This window comes from Methylobacterium sp. Leaf89 (assembly GCF_001422215.1).
In the GTDB taxonomy this organism is placed as follows: domain Bacteria; phylum Pseudomonadota; class Alphaproteobacteria; order Rhizobiales; family Beijerinckiaceae; genus Methylobacterium.
In genome coordinates this window covers 5710-28993 of record NZ_LMML01000029.1, presented here as the reverse complement: position 1 = coordinate 28993, position 23284 = coordinate 5710, and the positions used below count along the sequence as shown (strand labels likewise).

Below are 23284 nucleotides of genomic sequence, written 5' to 3'. Positions count from 1 at the left end.
GCGGAGGCGGACGCCGACACGATGAACTTTGCGAGACAGCAGAAGCAGATCGAGACGGCCGAGGCGCTCGCGCCCGAGGCGTCGCCGATCGACGCGGCGGAGACCGAGGCGCCGAAGGGCGGCCTGCGCGGTCGCTACGCCTGGCTCGGCACCATCGCCAGCCTCGCCATCCTGGCGGGCTCGCTGTTCGTCCTGTGGAAGCTCGTCGAGACGGTCACCTGGGCCGAGATGCACGCGGCCTTCACGGGCGCCTCGGCCGAACAGCTCGGCTTCGCCTTCCTGTTCGTCGGCCTGAGCTACCTCTTCCTCACCTGCTACGATGCCCTGGCCCTCCGGCAGCTCAAGCTGAAGGTTCCGTACCGAACGACGGCCCTGGCCTCGTTCACGAGTTACGCCGTCAGCTTCACCCTCGGCTTCCCGCTCCTGACGGCCGGGACGATCCGCTACTGGATCTACTCGAGCAAGGGGCTGGGAGCGGCCAAGATCGCCGCCCTGACGGTGATCGCGGGCTTCACCTTCTGGCTCGGGATGGGCGTCGTCCTGGGCCTCAGCCTCATCGTCGAGGCCGGCCAGCTCGCCGCCCTCACCTTCACCAGCATCGCGCTGAACCAGGGGGTCGGCTTCGGCGCCCTCCTCGCCGTGGTGGCCTACCTGCTCTGGGTCTCTCTCAAGCGCCGCCACGTCCGGGTGAAGAGCTGGCGGCTCGAACTGCCGGGCGCCTCGGTCTCCCTGAGCCAGATGGTGGTGGGCATCGGCGACGTCTGCGCGGCGGCCGCGACCCTCTACGTGCTGCTCCCAGCGGGCACCTCCATCGGCTTCACCACCTTCGTGGCGATCTACGTCCTGGCGGCCATGCTGGGCATCGCCTCGAACGCGCCGGGCGGCATCGGGGTGTTCGAGGCGACGATCCTCCTCGCGCTGTCGAGCCTGCCCCGGGACCAGGTGCTCGGATCGCTGCTGCTGTTCCGGGTCTGCTATTATCTCGTGCCCTTCGTCATCGCGCTGGCCATGTTGACCGTCTACGAGATCGTCAAGCGCACCCGGGACGCCCGGGCCTGAGGCGCGGGGCTGAGCCGGGAGGGTCCGCATGGCACGGGGCGCACGCCGATCATCCTGGACCGCCGCCACCATCGCGACGGTGGGACTCGGGGTGTTCGCGGCCGGACGGGGAACCCTCGACGGACCGATGATCGCGGCTTCCCTGGTCGTCCTCTGCCTCGGCGGCGTCATCGGCAGCCTCGGGCGGGCCCGCATCGTGCGGGTGACCGAGAGCCCCGGGGCCAGCCGGCATTCGGTGGCGGAAGCGCTCCTCGCCAACATTCCCGATCCCGTCATCCTCGTGGATCGCCGTGCGGTGGTGATCGAGGTCAATCCCGCCGCCCGGGCCCTGCTGCCGGCCCTGAAGCTGCGCCACCCGCTCTCCTTCGCCCTGCGGGCCCCCGACGTCCTCGACGGGATCGAGGAGGTGCTGCGCACCGGCGCCCCACTCAAGACGCTCTACGCCACGCGCGTCCCCACCGAGCGCGCCTTCGAGGTGCAGATCGGCGCCCTACCGATGCCGGACGGGGTGGTGGGCGGGCAGCCCAACGTGGTGCTGTTCCTCCGCGACCTCACCTCGGCCCGGCGCCTGGAGGCGACGCGGGTCGATTTCGTCGCCAATGCCAGCCACGAGCTGCGCACGCCGCTGGCCTCGCTGCTGGGCTTCATCGAGACGCTGCAGGGCCCGGCCCGCAACGACCCGCCGGCGCGCGAACGCTTCCTCGGCATCATGAAGACCCAGGCGCAGCGGATGGCGCGCCTCGTCGACGACCTCCTGTCGCTGTCGCGGATCGAGCTGCGCGAGCACGTGCCGCCGACGCGCCCCGTCGACCTGACCCGGATCGCCCGGCAGATGGTGGACACGCAGGGGCCGCTGGCCCGCGACCGCGGCGTGGTGCTGAGCATCGCCGCCGAGGGCGCCTTCCCCATCCTGGGCGAGCGCGACGAGCTGCTGCGGGTGGTCGAGAACCTGATCGAGAACGCGGTGAAGTACGGCGGCAGCGGGGGGCGCGTCGAGGTCGCGCTTCGGCGCCAGATCGAGGCGGCCAGCGGGCGGACGAGCATCGAGCTCGCCGTGCGCGACCACGGGCCGGGGATCGCGGCCGAGCACATCCCGCGCCTGACCGAACGGTTCTACCGGGTCGACGTCGCCTCCAGCCGCGACCAGGGCGGGACCGGCCTCGGCCTCGCCATCGTCAAGCACATCGTCAACCGGCACCGGGGCCGCCTGCTGATCGAGAGCGTGCCCGACGCGGGCACCACCGTGCGGGCGATTTTTCCGGAATTCGCGGCCGTCGAGCCCCCGGACGTCCTCGCCGAGCCGGCCTAGAGCGTTTTCAAGAAAGGGGGATGCCGGCTCGCGTGAAGACAACGCGACCACACAATCAGAAAGGGCATTTTCGGTGATCTGGAGATCACCGAAAATGCTCTAGCGGAACGGCGGCTCGTCGAAGCTGCGCAGCTTGCGGGAATGCAGGCCGTGGCGCTCGGCCCGCAGGTTGTCGAGGGCGGCGAGGCCGATGAGCAGGTGCTCGGCCACCGCCCGCTCGTAGAAGGCGTTGGCGGCGCCGGGCAGCTTGATCTCGCCGTGGAGCGGCTTGTCGGAGACGCAGAGCAGCGTGCCGTAGGGAACCCGCAGGCGATAGCCCTGCGCCGCGATGGTGCCGCTCTCCATGTCGACGCCGATGGCGCGGGACAGGTTGATGCGCCGCCGCTCCTGGCTGAAGCGGAGCTCCCAGTTGCGGTCGTCGTAGGTGACGACCGTGCCCGTCCGGAGCCGCCGCTTCAGGTCCTCGCTGCGCTCGCCGGTGACGTGGGCGGCCGCCGCCTGGAGGGCGAGCTGCACCTCGGCCAGCGCCGGCACCGGCACGTCCGGCGGCACGAGTTCGTCGAGGATGCGGTCGCGGCGGAAATAGCCGTGGGCGAGGACGTAGTCGCCGATGGTCTGCGACTGGCGCAGGCCGCCGCAATGGCCGACCATGAGCCAGCAATGCGGGCGCAGGACCGCGAGGTGGTCGGTGATCGTCTTCGCGTTGGACGGGCCGACGCCGATGTTCACCAGGGTCGTCCCCTGCTGGCTGCCGTCGGGGCCCCGGGCCACGAGGTGGTAGGCCGGCATCTGGTACTTGTGCCAGGGCGAGGCGGCGATCAGCGCGGCCGGATCGACGGTGGCGGCCTCCGCCCGCGAGACGGTGACGCCGCCCGGCAGGATCATCCGCTCGAACCCCTCGTCGCCGCGCGCCAGGCGCTCCAGGCCGTGGCGGATGAAGCCGTCGACGTAGCGGTGGTAGTTGGTCAGCAGGATCCAGGGCTGCACGTCGCCCCAGTCGCTGCCGGTGTAGTGCACCAGGCGCCGGAGCGAGTAGTCGGTCCGGATCGCGTCGAAGAGGGCGAGCGGACGCGGCGCGTCGGGCAGGTCCTGCCAGAGCCCGTCCGCGATCTCGTCGCCCACCACCGAGAGCAGCGGCACCGGGAAGTAGGTGGCGAGGTCCCGCGGGGTGACGCCGCTGCGCCCGAGATCGGCGCCCGGCTCGATCACGTAGGGATACGGGATCTCCTGGGCGCTGAGGCCGACCTCCAGGGTGACGGCGTAGTCCCGAACCAGGGGCCGCAACTGCTCCAGCAGGTAGCCGCGAAAATGGTCCGGCTGGGTCACGGTGGTGGCGTAGGTGCCCGGTGCCTGGAGCTTGGCCGTGGCCCGGGAGACCTGCGGCATCGGCCCGGCCGGCTGGTAGGTGAGGCGCAGTTCCGGATAGCGGAACTGCAGCCGCTCCGTCGCGTCCGGCGGCGGGCCGCCATCGAGATAGCGCGCGAGGGCCGAACGCAACGCCGCGATCGCCCCCGCATGGAGCGCCGCCAGGCGGTCCACCGCGGTCTCGGCATCGGAGACGGATTCCATCGGTCGCAACTCGTCGCGGATCACGGTGACTCCTGGCCAGGCGCTCGGTCCCCAGGGTCTTACACCCGGCGCACCCAGGAGGCGAACGCGGGCAGGATCGGCGACTTTTCCCGCCGTCGTCGCGGCCTGAGGGATTCCCAATGGCCGCTTGGTTCCAATACAACCATTTCGTTTCGCCTCCGATTCCCTTAACATATGCAAGGTATCCGTTTCGTCCTGAAGAGACGAAGACTGGGTCCTCGGACTGGCATAAGCGGCGACGACAGGGGGAACAGGGCGTCGATGCTCACAGTCTTCGGGTGCTTCATTACCGAACATGACCCGTGGCTGCTGACGCTCGCGGCGATCATTTGCGCCCTGGCCGCGACGTCTACGGTCGCGCTTCTGCACCACGCGAAGCAGACCCGGATCGGCTGGCGCAGCGGATGGGTCGGGGTCGCGGCCGTCGCCGGCGGCTCGGGGATCTGGGCGACGCATTTCCTCACCATGCTGGCCTCCGATCCGGGCCTGGTCGCGGCCTATGCGGTCGGCCTGACGGTGCTGTCGCTGGTGTTCGGCATCGGGGTGAGCGGGATCGGCCTCGCGACCGCGGCGTTCTGGAGCGCCCGCAGCGCCCCCCTGGTCGGAGGGGCCATCGTGGGCCTCGGCATCGCCGCGATGCACTACACCGGGATGGCGGCCTATCAGGTCGCCGGGCGCATGGTCTGGAATCCAGCGCTGGTGGCGCTCTCCGTCGCCGTGGGCGTCGGGCTCGCCATGGCGGCCCTGGGGATCGGGCTAACCAGCGCACGCGCGCGGGGTCGGGTCGTCGGGGCCGCGCTCCTCGCGGGCGCGATCTGCGGCCACCACATCCTCGGCATGCTGGCCCTGACGGTGATGCCGGATCCCTCGGTCGTCGTACCCGAGGAGACGGTCCCCTCGCTCTGGCTCGCCCTCCCGGTGGGGCTCGCGAGCCTGACGATCCTCCTGATGGCCTGCACGACCCTGGTGCTCGACCTGCGCGACCGCCAGCGCGAGGTCTATCGCGGACGCCTGCACAGCCTCGCCAACGCCGCCGTCGAAGGCCTGGTGATCTGCCAGGACGGCGTCATCGTCAGCGCCAACGACAGCTTCGCGGCCCTGGCCGGCGGCGAGGCGAAGGCCCTGGCCGGATTGCCCCTGGCGCAGTTCGTTCCCGACAGCGCGACCCGCGGCAGCCTCGCCGACCACCCCGACGACGGGGTCGAGGGGACCCTGTACCGGCTCGACGGGTCCGACCTCCCAGTCCAGCTCATCATGCGCCCGGTCGCCTATGGGCGGACGCCGCACGTCGCCCTGGCGGTGCGGGACCTCACGACGCGGCGGCGGGCCGAGCGCCAGATCCGGTTCCTCGTCGGGCACGATCTCCTGACCGGATTGCCGAACCGCCGGCATTTCCAGGACTGCCTGGACCGGAACATCCGGCAGGCGGGCAGCGGGCGCCTGGCGCTCCTCCACATCAACCTCGATGGGTTCAAGGAGATCAACGATCTCTTCGGAAACCCGATCGGGGATGCCACCCTGGTGCGGGTCGCCCGCCTCGTCGGCGGCCTCCTGGACGACACCCAGACGATGGCGCGGATCGGCGGCGACGAGTTCGCCGTGCTGACGCCTTGCACCCACGCGGTGACGGCCGGCCGCCTCGCCGAGACCATCCGGGCGACCCTCCAGGCCGCGGCCGAGAGCGCGCTCCAGGGTGAGCCCGTGCCCGCCGCCACCATCGGCATCGCGGTGTTCCCGGACGACGCGCGCGACCGCAACGACCTCGTGAACGCGGCCGATACGGCGCTCCTCCTGGCGAAGTCCGAGGGGCGGGACACCTACCGCTTCTTCGAGGCGTCCATGGGACAGGATGTGCGCGAGCGCCGCCTCCTGGAGAAGCAGCTGCGCCGCGCCCTGGCGGAGGACCAGCTGCGCCTGGTCTACCAGCCGCAGATCGAGACCCGCTCCGGGACGGTGATCGGCTTCGAGGTCCTGCTGCGCTGGCACCAGCCCGGGCGCGGGCTGGTCTCGCCGGCGGTCTTCATCCCCATCGCCGAGGAGAGCGGTCTGATCCGGGAGATCGGCGCCTGGGTGCTGCGGGAGGCCTGCCGGGAGGCCGCACGCTGGGAGGTACCCCTGGCGGTCGCGGTCAACGTCTCGGGGGTCCAGGTCCATGATTCTGGCTTCGCGCCGGCCGTCCAGGCGATCCTGGCCGAGACTGGCCTCGATCCGGCGCGCCTCGAACTCGAGATCACCGAGACCGCCCTGATCCGCGATCCCGAGCGGGCCCTGACCAACCTGCGTCGGCTGAAGGCGCTGGGGCTGCGCCTCGCCATGGACGATTTCGGCACCGGCTACTCGTCCCTCTCGAACCTGCGGCTCTTCCCCTTCGACACCATCAAGATCGACGGCTCCTTCATCGCGTCCGTCGACTCGAACCCGCAGGCGGCCGCCATCGTGCGCTCCGTGCTCGGGCTCGGCGCCGGCCTCGGGCTGCCGGTCATCGCCGAAGGGGTGGAGACCGCCGAGGAGCTCGGCTTCCTCGTCACCGAGAAGTGCCACGCCGCGCAGGGCTACTTCATCGGCCGGCCCGGCCCCATCAGCGAGTTCGCGCAGCAGACCCGCGGCGCCCGGCAACGGTCGCCGGTCGCCGCCTGACCGGCGGCGACCGGCCCGCTCCCGGTCTCGGCTTGCTCCCGGTCTCGGCTTGCCCGAAACGAGAGGCCCGGCGCTTCGACCCGCGCCGGAGGAGAGGCGCCGCGCATGCACGACGAGACCGACCATCGTCCCGGTGAGGTGGCAATCCCGCTGCCCGACGCCTTCGACGCCGGGCTCTACTTCATCGGCCGCGTCCGCACGCCCTGGGCCACGCGCGGCGAGTGCCCGAAGAACGGCCTGAAGACCGACGCGGTCTGCACGCTCGCCGTCGATGCGCCCTTCGCCGAGGCCCTCCAGAACGTCGAGGGCGCGAGCCACCTCATCGTCCTCTACTGGATGGACGAGGCCGCCCGGGACCTCGCGCTGCAGCGCCCCCGCCATGCGGAGGGCAGCCGGGGCACCTTCTCCCTGCGCTCGCCGGCGCGCCCGAACCCCATCGCCCTCTCGGTGGTCGAGCTCCTGGCGCGGGACGGGGCGAGCCTGCGGGTGCGCGGTCTCGATTGCCGCGACGGCACCCCGCTTCTCGACATCAAGCCCTATTTCGCGTCGACGGATTCGCGCCCCGGCGCCACGGTGGACCGGGCCGGGACGAGCCCGCGCTGACGCGGTGCCCGCCCGCGGATCCGCGGATCCGCGGGTCAGCCCGCGGGCGCCTTGGCACCGTGGACCTGCCCGTCCGCGCCGTGGACCTTGCGCGGAGTGCCCTTCGGCGGCGCCTTGATCCGGTACCAGCCGACATAGAGGGCGGGCAGGAAGAACAGCGTCAGGAAGGTGGCCGCCAGGATGCCGCCGATCATGGCGTAGGCCATCGGTCCCCAGAACACCTCGCGGGCGATGGGGACGAGGCCGAGGCTGGCCGCCGCCGCGGTCAGCAGGATCGGGCGCATGCGGTGGCAGGTGGCATCCACCACCGCGTCCCACGGCGCCAGCCCGTCGCGCTCGTACTCGTCGATCTGGGTCACCAGGATCACCGAGTTGCGCACGATGATGCCGATCAGCGCCAGCACACCCAGGATCGCCACGAAGCCCATGGGCTTGTTGAAGGTGAGGAGCGCGATGGCGACGCCGATGAGCCCGAGCGGCGCCACGCTGGCCACCAGGAAGAGCTTCTGGAAACTCTGGAGCTGGATCATCAGGAACATCGCCATGGTGAGGAGCATCACCGGCGCCACCGCGGCGATGGGCCCCTGGCCCTTGGCGCTCTCCTCCACCGCCCCGCCCACCGCCAGGACGTAGCCGTCGGGCAGGGACTTGCCGAACGCGGTGATCGTCTCGTCGAGCTGGGCGACCACCGTGGCGGGCTGGGTGTCGTCCGCGATCGAGGCCCGCACCGTGATGGTCGGCAGGCGGTCGCGGCGCCAGACGATGGGCTGCTCCAGTTCGTACCCGATGGTGGCGAAGGCCAGGAGCGGCACCACGCTGCCATTGGCCAGCGGCACCTGCAGGCTCTGCAGGGTGTCGAGGGAGTTGCGCTCCACGGCCTGCGCGCGGGCGACCACGTTGACGAGGTAGATCGAGTCGCGGACCTGGGTGATCGACCGGCCGCCGACGATGCCGTTGAGCAGTCCGGCGATGTCCTCCGAGGTCACGCCGAGCTGGCGCGCCTTGTCCTGGATGATGTCGACCTTGAGCACCTTGCCGGGCTCGTTCCAGTCGAAGGTCGGCACGTCGAGATGCGGGTTGGCGCCGACGATGTTGCCGAGGGTGAGCGCCTGGGCCCGCAGGGTCTGCAGGTCGGGGCCGCTGAGGCGGTACTGCACCGGACGCCCGACGGGGGGGCCGAGGTCGAGGGAGTGGATGAGGAAGTCGGTGCCGACGAACTGCTCGCGGGCGAGCTTGTCGAGCTTCAGCTTCATGCGCTCGCGCGCCTCGATCGACTTCGTCTCGATCACGATCTGGCCGAAGAAGGCGTTCCCGAGCTGCTGGTCGAGGGGCAGGTAGAAGCGCACCGCGCCCTGGCCGACATAGGACGACCAGCGTACGATCTCGGGGTCGCCCACCAGGGTCGCCTCGAAGCGGTCCATCTGGCCCTTGGTCTCGGCGATGCTGGCGTTCTGCGGCAGCGTCATGTCGACGAGGAGTTCGGGCCGGTCGGAGGCCGGGAAGAACTGCTGCTGGACGAAGCCCATGCCGACGATCGCCGCGCCGAGCATGCCGACGCAGGCCGCGACGGTGGTCCAGCGCCAGCGCATGGCGCCCAGCAGCAGGCCGGTGAAGATCCGCATGGACCGGCTCGGGGCGCCGTGGTCCTTGTGCTTCATCTGCTTCGGCAGGAGCTTCACCCCGATCAGGGGCGCGAACAGCACCGCCACCACCCAGGAGACCAGGAGCGAGGCGGCGATGACGACGAAGAGCGAGTAGGTGTACTCGCCCGCCGACGAGCCGTTGAAGCCGATGGGCAGGAAGCCCGCCACCGTCACCAGGGTGCCGGTGAGCATCGGGAAGGCGGTGGAGGTGTAGGCGAAGGTGGCGGCCTTCTTCAGGCTGTCGCCGACCTCCAGCCGCGCGACCATCATCTCGACGGTGATCATGGCGTCGTCCACGAGGAGGCCCAGCGCGATGATCAGCGCGCCGAGCGAGATGCGCTGGAGCGTGACGCCCATCACCTGCATGACCACGAACACGATGGCGAGCACCAGCGGGATCGACAGCGAGACCACGAGGCCGGCGCGCCAGCCGAGCGAGATGAAGCTGACCGCGAGCACGATCACCACGGCCTCGACGAGCGCCTTGGTGAAGCCGCCCACCGCCTCCTCGACGATCTTGGGCTGGTCCGAGACGAGGTGGATGCCGACGCCCACCGGCAATTCGCCCTCGAGCTTGCGCATCCGCTCCTTCAGGTCGTGGCCGAAGGTGAGCAGGTTGCCCGAGGGTTGCATCGCGATGGCGAGGCCGATGGCCGGCTGGCCGTTGAAGCGGAACAGGTCGGTCGGCGGGTCGGTGAAGCCGCGGGAGATCTCGGCGACGTCGGAGAGGCGGAAGAAGCGATCGTTCACCCGCAGGTTCACGGCGCGCAGGCTCTCCTCGTTGACGAACTGGCCGCCCACCCGGACGGAGACCCGTTCGGGGCCCGCCTGGATCACGCCCGAGGGCGCGATGGCGTTCTGCGACTGCAGGGTGCGGATGACCGAGTTGGTGTCGAGGCCGAGGCCGGCGAGCTTGCGGGTGGAGAAGTCGAGGTAGATCACCTCGTCCTGGGCGCCGAGAAGCTGCATCTTGCCCGCAGACGGCACCTTCTTCACCTCGGCGCGGACGCGCTCGACGTAGTCGCGCAGCTGCCGCGGGGTCACGCCGTCGGCCGTGAAGGCGTAGACGTTGCCGAACACGTCACCGAACTCGTCGTTGAAGAACGGACCCTGGATGCCCTGCGGGAACGTGCCCTGGATGTCGCCGATGCGCTTGCGGACCTGGTAGAAGATCGCCGGGATGGTCTTGGGTGGCGTCGTCTCGCGCAGCTGCACGAACACCGTGGCCTGGCCCGGCGTGGTGTAGCTGCGGCTGAAATCGACGGCATCGATCTGCTGCACTTCCTTCTCGATCCGCTCGGTGACCTGATCGAGGGTGTCGCTGATGGTGGCGCCCGGCCAGCGCGCCTGCACGATCATGGTCTTGATCGCGAAGGGCGGGTCCTCCTCGCGGCCGAGGCGCTCGTAGGCCAGGAAGCCGGCCACCACCGAGATCAGCATCAGGAACCAGACGAAGGAGCGATGCTCCAAGGCCCATTCGGAGAGATTGAAGGACTTCACGGGTTTGCTCTCGCCTCACCGGGATGGCGGCTGATCATGGATGGCGGCGGTGCCCGGGCTCAGGGCGCCGGGTCGGGCAAGCGCACGGCCTGCCCCTCCTGGAGCGAGTGGACCCCGGCCAGGACCACCCGCTCTCCGGCGTTCAGGCCCATGCCGATGCTCACGCGCTCCGGGTCGCGGCGGGTGACGGTGACCGGCCGCTTGCGCACGCTCTTCCCGTCCGGCGCGACGACCCAGACCGCGTCGCGGCCGTCCGCCGTCAGCACCGCGGCGGCGGGCAGGTCGACGTGAGGCGCCTCGGCCCGCGCCAGGGTGACGGTGAGGGTCGAGCCCAGCCGGAAGGCCTCGGAGGGCTTGAGCAGGGTCATGCGGATGCGCCGGGTGCGCGTGGTCTGGTCGGCGAAGGGGGCGATCTCGCGCACCCGTGCCGTCGCCGTGACGTCCGGGGCGCTCTGGAGCGCCACCGTGAACTGGGCATCCGTGGGCATCGTCCCGACGAGCTCCTCGGGGATGTCCACCACGGCCTCGCGCTCCTCGGGGCGGGCCAGGGTCGCCACGGCCTGGCCCGCGCTGAGCACCTGCCCGACCTCGGCGCTGCGTACCGTGACGACGCCGTCGAAATCCGCGTGCAGCTCGGTGTAGCCCATCTGGTCCCGGGCCCGCTGCAGGTTCGCCTCCGCCTGGGAGACGCGGGCCTGGGCGGTGTCGCGGCTCGCCACGGCGGTATCGAGCTGGGCCTGGGTGACGTTGCCGCCGGCCAGCAGGCGCCGGCGCCGCGATTCCGTGGCGCTCGCGTTCTCGGCCTGCGCCCTCGCGTCGGCGAGGTCCGCCTCGGCGCGGGTCAGGGCGAAGCGCGTCACCACCGGATCGAGGGCGGCGATGCGCTGGCCCTTGTGGACGATGTCGCCCACGGTGACGTCGCGGGCGATCATCCGGCCGGCGATCTGGAAGCCGATCTCCGACTGGTAGCGGGGGGCCACGACCCCCGCGAAGGGGCCGAAGACCTGGGCCGCTACCGGCTTCACGACTCGGTACAGGACCGGCCGTACGGGTGGCGGCGGGGCCGTCTCCTCGGCGGCCTGGCAGGCGCTGAGGGGCGAGACGAGCGCCAGGGCGCCCAGGGTCGACCGGAGCAGGGTCGGGCGGATCATCGCGCCGCCTCCAGGGTCTGCGAGACGGCAACGGTCTGGCCCGGGCGCAGGAGCTGGATGCCCGCGATGACGACCTCCTCGCCGGGCTCGACGCCGCCCTTGAGCGCGATGGTGTTGGGCCCGTAGCGCTCGATCACGACCGGACGGGGCGCGACGGTGCTGTGGGTGGGATCGCGGACCCAGACGGCCGGGGCGTTCTCCCAGCGGTAGAGGGCCGACCAGGGCAGCACGATCGCCTGGCGCGGCCGGAACTTGCCGGTGCCGACCACGATGGCGCCGAGGCTCATGGCCTGGGGCGTCGCGTCGAGCCCGACCTTGACCCGGACCGTGCCGGAGGCGGCATCGACGCTGGGCGAGATCTCGCGTACCCGGCCGGTCGCCTTGACCCGCGGGTCGGCCTGCAGCGTCACCTCCACGGTCTTGCTCTCGGGGGGCGCGGCCAGCACCGCCTCGAAGATGTTGAAGACCGCGTCGCGGGGGCCGTCCTGGGCCATCGCCAGCACCGTCTGGCCGGTCTGCACGACCTGGCCGACTTCGAAGGTCCGACTGAGGACGATGCCGTCCACGCCCGCCTTCAGGTCCGTGTAGGAGTACTGCTCCTCGGCGCTGCCGAGGGCGGCCTTGGCGGAATCCACCGAGGCCTGCGTGGTGCGCAGCTGCTGTTCGGCATCGTCGTAGCTCGGGCGGGTGGTGTAGCCACTGGCGAGGAGCTGCTCCTGACGCTTGAAGTTCAGCTTGGCCTGGGTCAGCAGCGCCTCGGCCGAGGTGAGCGCGGCCTGGGCGTTGTTGAGGTTGGCGCGCTGCTCCTGGGGATCGAGCTTGGCCAGCACCCGATCGGCGGTGACGTGGTCGCCGACCTCCACGAGGCGCTGCGCGATCTTGCCGTTGGTCCGGAAGGCCACGTTGACCTGGGACTGGGCCTGGATATCCCCGGTGAAGATCAGGTCGGAGGCGATCGTGGTGGCGCGCGCCACGGCCGTGCGCACGACGGCGACGGCGGGGCTCGCCGGCTTCCCCGTCTCCCTGGCCGTTTCCCCGGCCACCGCCTCGCCGCCCCGGGCCGGCGCCAGCGCGACGGCACAGACCGCGAGCACGAAGGCCACGCGCGCGCACCTGCGCGGCCACACCCTCAGCCTACCCACCATCGCGTCCTCGAACTCGAAAAGGCCCTCTCTGACGTCACCCATATCGGCTCCGCTACCGACCGTCCAGACGGTTTCTTTTTTCGGCGAACCGTCTTCCCGCCGCCGTCGTTCCCCGATATCCCATTGTCGTTTCCCGATCTTCGCGCCGGCTCTGGCAACAGATCTCCCGCCCTCGAAACCGCCGGTGAACCGGCTGGATCGTCGATGATGAAGGCGCGTACCCGCCGCGAAGACCGACCGGTGGTCATCCTGGATGCCGCCGAACGCCTGATCCGGCGCATGGGCACCCGGACGCTCACCATCGACGGGGTGGCGGCCGAGGCCTCGCTCAGCAAGGGGGGCGTGCTGCATCACTACGCCTCGAAGGACGCACTGATCTCCGCGCTGGCCGAGCGCAAGCTGCGGGAGATCCGCGAGAGCGTGGCCGCGCACGAGGTCGAGCAGGGTCCGGGTCCGGCCGCACTCCCCCTCGCCCTGATCGCGCATGCCCGTCAGGTCTACGCCGACGAGGACGGGTTTCCCCGCGCGCTCCTGCTGGCCTCGGCGGAAAACCCCGAGGCCTTCGCGGGCTTCAACGCCTTCCTGAAGCAGCGCCTCGCCCAGATGGAGGACGTGGCCTGCTGCCCGGGGGCCGGCGCGATGCTGACCTTCGCCACCCTGGGCTTGCTGCTCAGCCGCACCCTGGGCTTCCACTGCCTCGAGGGCGCGGAACTGGAGAAGCTGTTCGACGCCATGGAGAGCGCCGCCCGGAGCCTGCCGAAGCCGATCCCGGCCTGAAGCCGCACGCGCGCCGCGCGTGCGTTTCTTGAACCTTGCGGAGCGAACGGCGACACAGGCCTCTGCCGCGTAGCGATGCCGACGCGTTTCGGTCGCCGGCCGACCGGGCCTCCCGACGCCGGGAGCGCGCCGGCGGAAGGCACGCGGGACGCCCCCCCTTCGACATCGCGGTCTCGGGTCCTGCCCGGCATGGGCGGCGTCGCCCCGGCGCGGGACCTGAAGCGGCGGCGTCCGACGCTGCCGGTGCCGCCCGCCTCCGGCGACAGCCACATCCTGGCGCAGGAGGATGCCCACGGCTTCGAACTCCTGCGCACGCCGTATTGCGGCGGGCAGCCGGGTCGGACGATCGACCGGATCGTCGCCCGCCACGCGGCGCTGTCAAAAGCCGAGGTCGAGGTCACCGCCGCGACGGCCGAACGGGTGCCCGGTCAGGCCGCCCGTTCGGCCATGGCTGCGAAGACCAGGGCGTGACGGGCCGCGAGGGCGTCGATGTCGGTGGAGTAGCCGCCGCCGATCACCCCGACGAAGGGAATGCCCCGCCGATGCGCCTCGCCGACGACGAAGCGGTCGCGCGCCAGCAGGCCCGCATCGGTGAGATCGAGGCGGCCGAGCCGGTCGTCGCGATGGGGGTCGACGCCGGCATTGTAGAAGACGATGTCGGGGCGGATCGCATCGAGCAGCGGCCCGACATGGGCCGCCAGCACCGCGAGATAGCCGGCATCGTCGACGCCGTCGGGCAGGCCGACATCGCGGTCGCCGGCGATCTTGCGCGTCGGGTAGTTCTTCTCGGCGTGGATCGAGAGGGTGAAGAGATCGGGCGTGCCGCCGAGGCAATCGGCGGTGCCGTCGCCCTGGTGGACGTCGCAATCCACCACCAGGGCACGGGCGATGGTGCCTTCGGCGTGCAGCGTGCGCGCGGCCACCGCCACGTCGTTGAAGATGCAGAAGCCAGCGCCGGTCTCGCGGCGGGCATGGTGGCTGCCGCCGGCGGTGCTGCCCGCGAGGCCGTGCGCCAGGGCGAGGCGGGCCGCCAGCAGCGTCCCCCCCACCGAGGCGCAGGAACGGGCGACCACCGAGGCGCCCACGGGCAGGCCGATGGTGCGCTCGATCTCGCGGGAGACGTCGAGGGCGAGCACGGCCTCCACGTAGGCGCGGTCGTGGGCCGCGGCGAGGAGATCGGCCCCGGCGGGCTCCGGCCGCGCGAAGCCGCCCGGCACCAGTCCCTGCTCCACCAGCAGCGCGGCCAGGCGCCCATACTTGCGCATCGGGAAGCGATGGCCTTCGGGCAGGGTCGCCTCGTAGGCCGGGTGGAAAACGATGGGCAGGCTCATCGCGACAGGCTCATGCGAGATCCGCGATCAGCCGGTCCGCGAGGGCGAGCCCGCTGTCGAAGGCGGCCTCGATGCGCGGCCCGAGGCAGCCGTCGCCGGCATAGCCGAGACGCCGGCCCGGATCGTAGAGACAGGGGGCGCCGCAGGTCTCCTCCACGAGGGCGTAGCGCCAGCGATGGGCGCGGGCCTGCAAGGGGATGACGGGGTCGCCGAACAGGTCGCCCAGGGCGGCAAGCAGCGCGGCCCGCACCGCCTCCGGGGCCTCTTCGAGATGCGTCTTCGACCAGTCCGGCGTGGCATGGACGGTGTAGGCGACGGGCGCGGTCGGGCGCCCGGGCTTCGCGCCCTCGCGGAACATCGCGGCGACCGGCCCGTCCGCGGGGCGCAGGACGTCGCCCGGGAGGGGCAGGTCTTGCGCGCAGGCCAGCATCAGCGACCAGCAGGGCGCGTAGGTCGCCCGCTCGACCCCGGGCAGGGCGAGACCGCTCGCGGCGAGGAGGCGCAGGGCCTGCGGGCCCGGCAGCGTCAGGGCGACCGCGTCGAAGAGCCGGTCCTCGCCGGCCTCCGCCAGGGTGAGTCGCCAGCCGCCGTCGGTGCGCGCCAGGGCGGTGACGGTGCGCCCGACCTGTACGTCGAGGCCGGCGAGGAGGTCGCGCACGGGCGCGGTCATGTCGGGCACGGCAGTGACGCTGCCGGGCGCATCGTAGGGCGCGACGCGGCCGCTGACCGCCCAGTCGGCGAGGCGGGCGCGGAAGGCGGGTCCGTGCGCCCGCATCACCTGCGCGCCGTGGTCGAAGCTGAGGCCGGTCTCGTCGTCGCGGCGGTTCGCCATGCGGCCCCCCGGCTGCCGGCCCTTGTCGAACAGGGCGACGGAGACCCCGGCCGCGTGGAGTGCGCGTGCCGCGCTCGCCCCTGCCATCCCGGCCCCCACGATCGCCACACGCGCCGGTCTCGCCCCTTGCACCGGTTCCGCCACCCGCATCCCCCCTCGTGATCCGGGGCCGTCATACGACTGAAGCATCACGGCTGTTAGGGGCGCTGTGCAGCCGGGGACGCGACGCGGTGTCCAACCCGCGCCGGGCTGCGATGGTGGGGTTTCGCGAACGGGGGACGTCGCGGATGTGGGACCAGGCGCTGCAGGATCTGTCGGAGCCGGGCGCCACGGCCGCCCTCTGGCTATGCGTCGCCCTGACCTGCATCAACCTCGTGGGCATCGCGGTGGCGGCCCTGCGGATCGGGCGGCGCAACGGCGCGTCGGTGTTTCCGAGCGCCGCCCCGATCTCCCTGGTGCGACCGGTCTGCGGCGTCGAGGCCTTCAGCGAGGAATTACTGACGCGCGGCTTCCATCTCGCCCATCCCGACTACGAGCTGATCTTCTGCGTCGCCCACGGGGCCGACCCCATCGTGCCGTTGCTGGAGCGCCTGATAGCGGCGCATCCCCGCGTGCCCGCCCGCCTGATCGTCGGCGACGAGCGGATCAGCGACAACCCGAAGCTGAACAATTGCGTGCGCGGCTGGGAGGCGGCCCGCCACGACTGGGTGGTGCTGGCCGACTCAAACGTCGCGATGCCGCCGGACTACCTGCAGCAGCTGCAGGCGGCCTGGCGCCCGAACACCGGCCTCGTCTGCTCGACGCCGATCGGGGCCCGCCCCGCGGGCCTGTTCGCCGCGGTGGAATGCGCCTTCCTCAACACCCTGCAGGCGCGCTGGCAATATACCGGCGAGGCCCTCGGCCTCGGCTTCGCCCAGGGCAAGAGCATGCTCTGGCACAAGCCCTTCCTGGAGGCCCGCGGCGGCATCCGGGCGCTCGCGTCCGAGATCGCCGAGGATGCGGCGGCGACGAAGCTCGTGCGCGCGGCGGGGGCGCAGGTGCATCTCGTGGCCGTCCCCTTCGACCAGCCCCTCGGGCAGCGCACCCTCGCCGAGGTCTGGTCCCGGCAGCTGCGCTGGGCGCGCCTGCGCCGGGTCACCTTCCCGCTCTTCTTCGCCCCCGAGATCGGCTGCGGCCCGCTCCTGCCCTTCGCGGCCGCCCTCGCGGCCGCGCCGTCCATCCCCTTGGCCGGCCTCCTCCTCGGGCTCACAGGCCTGTGGTACGGGGCCGAGATCGCCCTGGCCGTCCGGGCGCGCTGGTACCGGCACCCCCGGCTGCTCCTGGCCTTCCTGATCCGCGACGCCCTGGTTCCCGCCCTGTGGGTGAGCGCTTGGCTGCGGGGCGCCATCGTCTGGCGCGGCAATCCCATGGACATCCGGACGAAGGCGTCCGAGCCCTCCCGGCGCAACCCCTGGCGCCGCCCGCGGCCCCGCGCCAGCGCCGCCTGAACGCGCCGGTGCCAGTCCTCCGTCCGACGCGAGGGCACGGCAGCGCTCTTGCTTCAAGCTCCCCCGCCCGCGGCGGGCGGACGGAGCCAGGGCGATGCAGACCGAGACGAGCGGCCTCCACAGGGGCCTGAACGCCTTCCACCTCTGGGGCATCGCAGTCGGGCTCGTCGTTTCGGGCGAGTATTTCGGCTGGAGCTACGGCTGGGCCTCCGCCGGGACCCTGGGCTTCCTCATCACCACCACGGCCGTGGCGGCGATGTACGTCGCCTTCATCTTCAGCTTCACCGAACTCACCACGGCGATCCCGCAGGCCGGCGGCCCCTTCGCCTACAGCCGGCGCGCCTTCGGGCCGGTGGGCGGCTGCATCGCCGGCTACGCCACGCTGATCGAGTTCGTGTTCGCCCCGCCCGCCATTGCCCTGGCGATCGGCGCTTATCTCAACGTGCAGTTCCCGTGCCTCGATCCGAAGCATGCGGCTTTGGGCGCCTACCTCGTCTTCATGTGCCTCAACATCGTCGGCGTGCAGATCGCCGCGACCTTCGAGCTGTTCGTGACGATCCTGGCGGTGGCCGAACTCCTGATCTTCATGGGCGTCGTCGCCCCGGCCTTCGCCTGGTCGCATTTCGCCGCCCACGGCTGGGCCGGCGCGGACCGGTTCGGCCTGCCGGCGATCGGCGGCATGTTCGCCGCGATCCCGTTCGCCATCTGGTTCTTCCTCGCCATCGAGGGCGTGGCGATGGCCGCCGAGGAGGCCAAGGACCCCAAACGCACCATCCCCATCGCCTACATCACGGGCGTGCTGACCCTGACGGTCCTGGCCTTCGGCGTGATGCTCTTCGCCGGCGGCTCGGGCGACTGGCGGACCCTGAGCAATCTCAACGATCCCCTCCCCCAGGCGATGAAGGGCGTGGTGGGGGAATCCAGCGGCTGGCTGCACATGCTGGTCTGGCTCGGCCTGTTCGGCCTCGTCGCCTCGTTCCACGGCATCATCATGGGCTACTCGCGCCAGATCTACGCCCTGGCCCGGGCCGGCTTCCTGCCCCGCGGACTCGCCCGATTGCACCCGCGCTTCCGCACGCCGCACGTCGCCACCCTCGCCGGGGGCGTCGTCGGGATCGCGGCGATCTACAGCGACAACCTGGTGACGATCGCGGGGCAGTCGCTCACCGCCAGCATCGTCACCATGGCGGTGTTCGGCGCGCTGGTGATGTACGGGATGAGCCTGGCGAGCCTGTTCCGGCTGCGCCGGATCGCGCCGGATCTCGCCCGTCCCTATCGCGCCCCCCTCTACCCGGCGGCGCCCGCCTTCGCCCTTACCCTGGCGGCGGTCTGCTTCGTCGCCCTGGTTGTCTACAACCCGGTGATCTTCGCGATCTTCCTCGTCCTGATGGGTCTGGCCGTGCTCGCGGCGAAAGGGTTTGCGACGCCGGCCTCGGGCAAGCCGCTCTGCGACCCGGCGCTCTGAACCCGAATGCCGCCGGAGGCCGATCGCGGCGCCTTTCGCAACGCCGCGCGGTGGTGGCCGGGGGCAAGGGGCGCGGTGAAAGGCGCCCGGGGGCGTAGCCCAGGCCCAGGCGCTACTGAACCTTCAACCCGTTCTCGTCGATCATCTGCTGCAGATGGCGATTGACGATGCGGGCGCTGAAGGGCTTCTCGATGAAATGGGCGAGCGCGGGCATGTCGCCGACGACGGGACGGGCAATTCCCGACGAGACCAGGATGGCGATGTGCGGGTAGGTCCGCGCGGTCTCCCGCGCCAGGGAGAAGCCGTCTTGCGTGCCGGGCATCCGGACATCGGTGAACAGGACGGTCACGTCCCGATGGCAGCGGCGCAGCAGGTCCAGGGCCTGATCCGCGGTCTGAGCCTCAAGGGTGGCGTAGCCCGCCCGCTCGAGAATATCGACGGCATCCATGCGGATCAGACCGTCATCCTCCACCACGAGAGCGTGCGAGCCTTTGGAGGAGGTCGGGTAGGGCATGAACCTCAACGCTTCGCGGTCGAGAAAAGGTCCGGCATAGCGGCCCTGTCGCCGCCACCGGCCTCGAGCGATCCTCGCGTCCCGCACTCCGAGCCGGCGGACCCTATGGGCCTTACTCCTCCGCTTCTATCCCGCGCAGGGGCGCAGCCAGGGTACAGACCAGGCCTGTGGACGCGTAGGTGGTGCTTACCGCCCCGCCCACCGCGCCGGCGAGGCCGCGCTCGATCAGGCGGCTTCCGAAACCCCGGCGCGTCGGGGTGACCACCGCGGGGCCGCCACGCTCGGTCCAGCACAGGGACAGCATCGCTTCGGGCCCCTCGGTCTCGATGGTCCAGATCACGGCGACCGAGCCCTCGGATCGGGACAGCGCCCCGTACTTGGCCGCGTTCGTCGCCAGTTCGTGGACCATCAACGCAAGGGAGAGGGCGGCCCTGGAGCCGACCTGGACGAAGGGACCGGCCAGGTGCAGCCGCTCCGACCGGGCATCGTCGTGAATCTCGAGAGCCCCACGAATGACCGCCTCGATGCTGGCGCTCTCGCGGGTTCCGCTGAGAAGCAGGTCGTGGGCCTTGCTCATCGCGATCAAGCGGTCGGCCAGCACGTCCCTGGCGGTCTCGAGGTCGGGTGCGCTGCGCAGGGTCTGGGTCGCGATCGCCTGGACCATGGCCAGCATGTTCTTCATGCGATGGCTGAGCTCACGGTTGAGCACCGCCTGATGTTCCTCGGCCCGCAGGCGCGCGATGCCCACCTGGACGCGATCCGCGACGTTGCGGACGAAGGCGATCTCCTCGTGCCGCCACGGGCGCGGCGCGTCGCTGTGCACGAAGAAGAGACCGACGCTGCGACCGCGCTCACGCACCGGGACGTTGAGCATCGCGCCGACATTGATTCGCGAGAGGAGCGCGGCCGCCTCCACGGTGCGCGGATCCTCGGCCACGGCGTCGACCACGAGGGTCTCTCCGCGCGAAAGGCAGGGGCCGAGGGTCTCGTGGTCCATGAATCGATGCCGCCCGACGAGGCTGTCCGAGCCGACGGTGGTCCAGTCGCGATGGATGGTGATGTACTCGCCGGCCCCGTCGAGTTCGCCATATCCGGTCCGGCTGGCGTCCAGGGTCCGGCCGACGATCTCCGCCGCCCGGTGCGTCATCGCCGGCACGGAGGCCTCGTTCCGCAGGAAATCCCCGAGTTCGATCAGCGCGGCGCGCCGGAGGGAGGCCGCGCGGGCATAGACCTCCTCGGCCTTCACCAGGGCGATCTGCCGGCGCTCGTCGATCAGCGTCGTCACCTGACGCGTCAAGCGGCGCAGACCGTCCGCCTGATCGTCCGTCAGACCACCCGCGCGCGGCTGGTGATCGAGCACGCACAGGGTGCCGAGCACGCGGCCGCTGGGCATCCGCAGGGGGGCGCCGGCGTAGAAGCGGATATGCGGGTCTCCCGTGACGAGAGGGTTCCGGCAGGTGCGGGGATCGCCCGTCAGGTCGGGAATCACGAGCAGGTCGGGCTCGCTCAGGGCGTAGACGCAGACCGACGCATTGAGATCGGTCTCGCAGCGGGGAAACCCGACGCGGGCCTTGAACCATTGCCGATCGCTGTCGACCAGGCTGATCAAGGCGACGGGCGATCCGCACAGCAGCCGGGCCAGTTGAACGACATCATCGAACGCCTGCTCCGGAGCTGTGTCGAGGATGTCGAGCGCGGCCAGCTCAGCAAGCCGCTGCGGATCGGATGTATCTGGCCTGATACCCTGATCGAGATGACAGCTCATGAAGGGAACTTCCCCGGCGGCCAGCCGTTGTATCCTCCGTTTCGGATGAAGTCACTGAGCCCGTGTCGTCACGAGGGTGCCACGGGACGACTCCCATGAATGAAGACCATGCGGACGTATTCCGGAACTGTCGCACAACGGGGGCGTGCGCGAAACCGGTCCTGCGCCGGATCGCGGTGCCGGTCGGTCGGGCCGCCGGACGCGGGCCCCATCGCCCACCTTCCGAAGCCCGAATCGTGAATCGCCGCCGCGGCGCGATTCACATGAAGAATCCGCAGGCTGACCGGAGGGGGTTCTGGTATCGGGGGTGAAGCGCCGGTTTACCGTCTCCCATCCATGAAGATCGCGATTCTCGAAGCGGGCACGCCCCCGGAGCGGCTCGCCGGCCGATACCCGGGCTATGGCCGGATGACCGCCGACCGGCTCGGCCCCGGGCACGACGTCTCGGTGTTCCGGGTGAACCGGGACGAATGGCCCACCGATCCGGATACCTTCGACGCCACCCTCGTGACGGGTTCGCCGGCCGGCGCCTACGATCCCCTCCCCTGGATCGGAACGCTGATCGCCTCCCTGCGCGATCTCGACCCGGACAAGCCTCTCGTGGGGATCTGCTTCGGGCATCAGGTCATGGCGGCCGCCTTCGGCGGACGGGTCGAGAAATCGCCGAAGGGCTGGGGGATCGGGCTGCACACCTACGACATTCATCGGGCGGCAGACTGGATGGATGGAGAGCCGCGGGTCGCCGTCCCGGCCATCCACCAGGATCAGGTCGTCGAGGCGCCGCCGGGGAGCCGAACGCTGGCGGGCAGCGCCTTCACGCCCCACGGCATCCTCGCCTATTCGGACCGGCGCGCCTTCTCCGTCCAGTTCCACCCGGAATTCACCACCGACTATGCCCGTGCCCTGATCGCCGGGCACCGTCCGGGCGATCTCGACGCGGCCGTGCAGGCCCGGGCCCTGGCGTCCCTCGATGCCCCCAACGACGGCGCGCGCGTCGCCGGATGGATTCGGCGATTCCTCAGGAATCCTGCCGAACCGGGCCGGGGCGTCTGAGCGAAGGGCTCACGGCCGTGATCGCCCCTTCGCGAGCGATGCCGACGTGACGCGCGGACCGCTGGGCAGGAGGAAGGCCCAGGGCCTTGCGAACGGCTGCCCGCGCCCAAACCGAGGGGCATCCGGCGGATGGATCTCCGCGTGCACGACCCCCGCGCCGCCACGACACCCTGCCGGAACGGCCACGCTTGACACGCAGCTTCCCAAGGGTGGGGCCTTGGCTCGCCCTGCGTTCAAGGGACAACCTCACCGACCCGTCGGCTCGAGCCAGCGCGTGATGCCCCCATCGAGCGACGCGCGCGACCACTCAGCGGGTTTGACCCGTGCCGGATTTTCCGGAGGCCTCAACTCTTGCGAGGATGGAGCCATGACGAAGCGAACCCCACCTTTTTCCCCCGAGGTCCGTGAACGCGCGGTGCGGATGATGTGGGAGCACCTGGGCGAGCATGATTCCCAGTACGGGGCGATCCGCTCGATTGCAGCCAAGATCGGCTGCTCGGGCGAGACGCTGCGGAATTGGGTACGCCAGGCCGAGCGGGACCAGGGCCAACGAGCCGGCCCGACGACGGACGAGCGCGAGCGGATCAAGGCCCTGGAGCGGGAGGTTCGCGAACTCCGGCAGGCCAACGCCGCGCTCTACCGGGTCGTGATCGTGCGCCTGCGCAGCCATCTGCCGACGCCGGCCTACATGCAGCGGCGTTTGGCCGAAGGCCTGACGCAGCGCGAAATCATCCGCTGCCTGAAGCGGTTCGTCGCCCGTGAGATCTACGCCCATCTCTGCGGCCGCCTGCGAGCTTCCGAACCGCTCGCGAACACCGCCTGACGACGATAGGAGCATCAATGCTCTCGCCGAGACCGTGATCGGACTGTTCAAGACCGAGGTCATCCACCGGCGCGGCCCGTGGCGGTCGTTCGAAGCCGTCGAGTTCGCCGCTTTCGAATGGGTGGATTGTTTCAATCACCGTCGGCCGCTGGAAACGATCGGTAACGTGCCTCCCGCCGAAGCCGAAGCGCGCGACTATGCTCAAACCGAGGTGCAAACCTTGGCCGCTTGACCCAAACCAAATGGCCTCCGGTGAACCCGGCGCGGTTCACTACCGGACGTATGTCTATCATCGCGGCGACGGATGCAGGATCGTAGGGGCCGTTTTGTACGGTCAGGCGCACAAGGCGCTTCCGACCTTCAAACGCCTACCCCGCATGAAGGGATCACGACCTTGGGCGCAAGCCCGGTTCGGACAGCGGGATCTGTTCGCCCTCTGAACGCAGTGAGGGGCCATGTTCGTTGATCGAGATGTCTGCCATCCTCCGCTGCCGTTCGGCTTCGAAGGCTTCAACTCGCCAAGGCGCGCATCTCCGAGACACCATCATGGAGCACGTAACCGCGGCCCCAGACGGTCTCGATGTAGTTCTTGCCCGACGA

General features: G+C 70.8%; 17 protein-coding genes and 3 pseudogenes. 11 read left to right on the top strand and 9 right to left on the bottom strand.

Features of this window, described 5'->3' with window-relative positions:
- Nucleotides 1-21 precede the first annotated feature (21 nt).
- Both ASF18_RS15600 and ASF18_RS15595 read left to right on the top strand, forming a co-directional pair.
- Entirely contained in the window at nt 22-1059 is a 1038-nt protein-coding gene (locus ASF18_RS15600) for a lysylphosphatidylglycerol synthase domain-containing protein (RefSeq protein ID WP_056270971.1), read from the top strand.
- Between the two features lie 28 nt (nt 1060-1087).
- A complete protein-coding gene (locus ASF18_RS15595; protein ID WP_056352916.1) occupies nt 1088-2368 on the top strand; it encodes an ATP-binding protein in 1281 nt (426 codons plus the stop codon).
- Nucleotides 2369-2467: 99 nt separating this feature from the next.
- Here the strand turns inward: ASF18_RS15595 and ASF18_RS15590 are convergent, their stop codons facing one another.
- Nucleotides 2468-3937, bottom strand: coding sequence for an AMP nucleosidase (locus ASF18_RS15590; protein ID WP_210166758.1), 1470 nt, complete (start codon nt 3935-3937; stop codon nt 2468-2470).
- A gap of 282 nt (nt 3938-4219) precedes the next feature.
- On the opposite strand from ASF18_RS15590, the gene ASF18_RS15585 reads away from it, so the two are divergent.
- Both ASF18_RS15585 and tsaA read left to right on the top strand, forming a co-directional pair.
- On the top strand, nt 4220-6595 hold the full coding sequence (locus tag ASF18_RS15585) for an EAL domain-containing protein (protein WP_056352912.1): 2376 nt from the start codon (nt 4220-4222) through the stop codon (nt 6593-6595).
- A 105-nt stretch (nt 6596-6700) separates the two neighbouring features.
- Nucleotides 6701-7198, top strand: coding sequence for a tRNA (N6-threonylcarbamoyladenosine(37)-N6)-methyltransferase TrmO (gene tsaA / locus ASF18_RS15580; RefSeq protein WP_056270984.1), 498 nt, complete (start codon nt 6701-6703; stop codon nt 7196-7198).
- Between the two features lie 35 nt (nt 7199-7233).
- Here tsaA and ASF18_RS15575 read toward each other — a convergent pair whose 3' ends face one another.
- The 3 genes from ASF18_RS15575 to ASF18_RS15565 are packed head-to-tail and all read right to left on the bottom strand — an operon-like array spanning nt 7234 to nt 12595.
- Nucleotides 7234-10341: an efflux RND transporter permease subunit gene (locus ASF18_RS15575; protein WP_056352909.1), complete on the bottom strand. Its 3108-nt coding sequence runs from the start codon at nt 10339-10341 to the stop codon at nt 7234-7236.
- A 59-nt stretch (nt 10342-10400) separates the two neighbouring features.
- On the bottom strand, nt 10401-11492 hold the full coding sequence (locus ASF18_RS15570; RefSeq protein WP_056352906.1) for an efflux RND transporter periplasmic adaptor subunit: 1092 nt from the start codon (nt 11490-11492) through the stop codon (nt 10401-10403).
- The gene (locus ASF18_RS15565) at nt 11489-12595 is read right to left on the bottom strand and encodes an efflux RND transporter periplasmic adaptor subunit (protein WP_244472728.1); all 1107 of its coding nucleotides are present in this window, start codon (nt 12593-12595) and stop codon (nt 11489-11491) included. Before ASF18_RS15565 ends, ASF18_RS15570 begins: the two co-directional genes overlap by 4 nt.
- Before the next feature lie 246 nt (nt 12596-12841).
- Between ASF18_RS15565 and ASF18_RS15560 the strand changes: the two genes are divergently transcribed.
- Together ASF18_RS15560 and ASF18_RS15555 are read left to right on the top strand one after the other, a co-directional pair.
- Entirely contained in the window at nt 12842-13414 is a 573-nt protein-coding gene (locus tag ASF18_RS15560; RefSeq protein WP_056352904.1) for a TetR/AcrR family transcriptional regulator, read from the top strand.
- Between the two features lie 189 nt (nt 13415-13603).
- Nucleotides 13604-13885: a hypothetical protein gene (locus ASF18_RS15555; RefSeq protein ID WP_056212659.1), complete on the top strand. Its 282-nt coding sequence runs from the start codon at nt 13604-13606 to the stop codon at nt 13883-13885.
- Here ASF18_RS15555 and ASF18_RS15550 read toward each other — a convergent pair.
- Together ASF18_RS15550 and ASF18_RS15545 are read right to left on the bottom strand one after the other, a co-directional pair.
- Nucleotides 13843-14745, bottom strand: coding sequence for a histone deacetylase (locus ASF18_RS15550; RefSeq protein WP_056212661.1), 903 nt, complete (start codon nt 14743-14745; stop codon nt 13843-13845). The genes ASF18_RS15555 and ASF18_RS15550 overlap by 43 nt on opposite strands.
- A gap of 10 nt (nt 14746-14755) precedes the next feature.
- The gene (locus ASF18_RS15545; protein WP_156394069.1) at nt 14756-15727 is read right to left on the bottom strand and encodes an FAD-dependent oxidoreductase; all 972 of its coding nucleotides are present in this window, start codon (nt 15725-15727) and stop codon (nt 14756-14758) included.
- 152 nt (nt 15728-15879) lie between these two features.
- On the opposite strand from ASF18_RS15545, the gene ASF18_RS15540 reads away from it, so the two are divergent.
- Both ASF18_RS15540 and eat read left to right on the top strand, forming a co-directional pair.
- Nucleotides 15880-17064 (top strand): ceramide glucosyltransferase, encoded by a 1185-nt coding sequence (locus ASF18_RS15540; RefSeq protein WP_244472767.1) that lies wholly within the window; start codon nt 15880-15882, stop codon nt 17062-17064.
- A 94-nt stretch (nt 17065-17158) separates the two neighbouring features.
- A complete protein-coding gene (eat, locus tag ASF18_RS15535; RefSeq protein WP_056352902.1) occupies nt 17159-18529 on the top strand; it encodes an ethanolamine permease in 1371 nt (456 codons plus the stop codon).
- Nucleotides 18530-18641: 112 nt separating this feature from the next.
- Here the strand turns inward: eat and ASF18_RS15530 are convergent, their stop codons facing one another.
- Entirely contained in the window at nt 18642-19043 is a 402-nt protein-coding gene (locus ASF18_RS15530; protein WP_200917624.1) for a response regulator, read from the bottom strand.
- A 112-nt stretch (nt 19044-19155) separates the two neighbouring features.
- Entirely contained in the window at nt 19156-20808 is a 1653-nt protein-coding gene (locus tag ASF18_RS15525; RefSeq protein WP_056352900.1) for a GAF domain-containing protein, read from the bottom strand.
- Nucleotides 20809-21144: 336 nt separating this feature from the next.
- On the opposite strand from ASF18_RS15525, the gene ASF18_RS15520 reads away from it, so the two are divergent.
- The 3 genes and pseudogenes from ASF18_RS15520 to ASF18_RS15510 form a co-directional block, all read left to right on the top strand.
- Nucleotides 21145-21861, top strand: a complete 717-nt coding sequence (locus ASF18_RS15520) for a gamma-glutamyl-gamma-aminobutyrate hydrolase family protein (RefSeq protein ID WP_056271008.1) — start codon at nt 21145-21147, stop codon at nt 21859-21861.
- Nucleotides 21862-22228: 367 nt separating this feature from the next.
- Nucleotides 22229-22489, top strand: a pseudogene (locus ASF18_RS24310) (transposase); the annotation flags it as partial.
- Between the two features lie 211 nt (nt 22490-22700).
- Nucleotides 22701-22916 (top strand): annotated as a pseudogene (locus tag ASF18_RS15510) (IS3 family transposase); the annotation flags it as partial.
- Between the two features lie 278 nt (nt 22917-23194).
- Here ASF18_RS15510 and ASF18_RS24805 read toward each other — a convergent pair.
- Nucleotides 23195-23284, bottom strand: a pseudogene (locus ASF18_RS24805) (DNA-binding response regulator); the annotation flags it as partial.

Coding starts and splice junctions, on each gene's coding strand:
- ASF18_RS15600 (WP_056270971.1), top strand. CDS start 22: ATGAACTTTGCGAGACAGCAGAAGCAGATCGAGACGGCCGAGGCGCTC.
- ASF18_RS15595 (WP_056352916.1), top strand. CDS start 1,088: ATGGCACGGGGCGCACGCCGATCATCCTGGACCGCCGCCACCATCGCG.
- ASF18_RS15590 (WP_210166758.1), bottom strand. CDS start 3,937: ATGGAATCCGTCTCCGATGCCGAGACCGCGGTGGACCGCCTGGCGGCG.
- ASF18_RS15585 (WP_056352912.1), top strand. CDS start 4,220: ATGCTCACAGTCTTCGGGTGCTTCATTACCGAACATGACCCGTGGCTG.
- tsaA (WP_056270984.1), top strand. CDS start 6,701: ATGCACGACGAGACCGACCATCGTCCCGGTGAGGTGGCAATCCCGCTG.
- ASF18_RS15570 (WP_056352906.1), bottom strand. CDS start 11,492: ATGATCCGCCCGACCCTGCTCCGGTCGACCCTGGGCGCCCTGGCGCTC.
- ASF18_RS15560 (WP_056352904.1), top strand. CDS start 12,842: ATGATGAAGGCGCGTACCCGCCGCGAAGACCGACCGGTGGTCATCCTG.
- ASF18_RS15555 (WP_056212659.1), top strand. CDS start 13,604: ATGGGCGGCGTCGCCCCGGCGCGGGACCTGAAGCGGCGGCGTCCGACG.
- ASF18_RS15550 (WP_056212661.1), bottom strand. CDS start 14,745: ATGAGCCTGCCCATCGTTTTCCACCCGGCCTACGAGGCGACCCTGCCC.
- ASF18_RS15545 (WP_156394069.1), bottom strand. CDS start 15,727: ATGCGGGTGGCGGAACCGGTGCAAGGGGCGAGACCGGCGCGTGTGGCG.
- eat (WP_056352902.1), top strand. CDS start 17,159: ATGCAGACCGAGACGAGCGGCCTCCACAGGGGCCTGAACGCCTTCCAC.
- ASF18_RS15530 (WP_200917624.1), bottom strand. CDS start 19,043: ATGCCCTACCCGACCTCCTCCAAAGGCTCGCACGCTCTCGTGGTGGAG.
- ASF18_RS15525 (WP_056352900.1), bottom strand. CDS start 20,808: ATGAGCTGTCATCTCGATCAGGGTATCAGGCCAGATACATCCGATCCG.
- ASF18_RS15520 (WP_056271008.1), top strand. CDS start 21,145: ATGAAGATCGCGATTCTCGAAGCGGGCACGCCCCCGGAGCGGCTCGCC.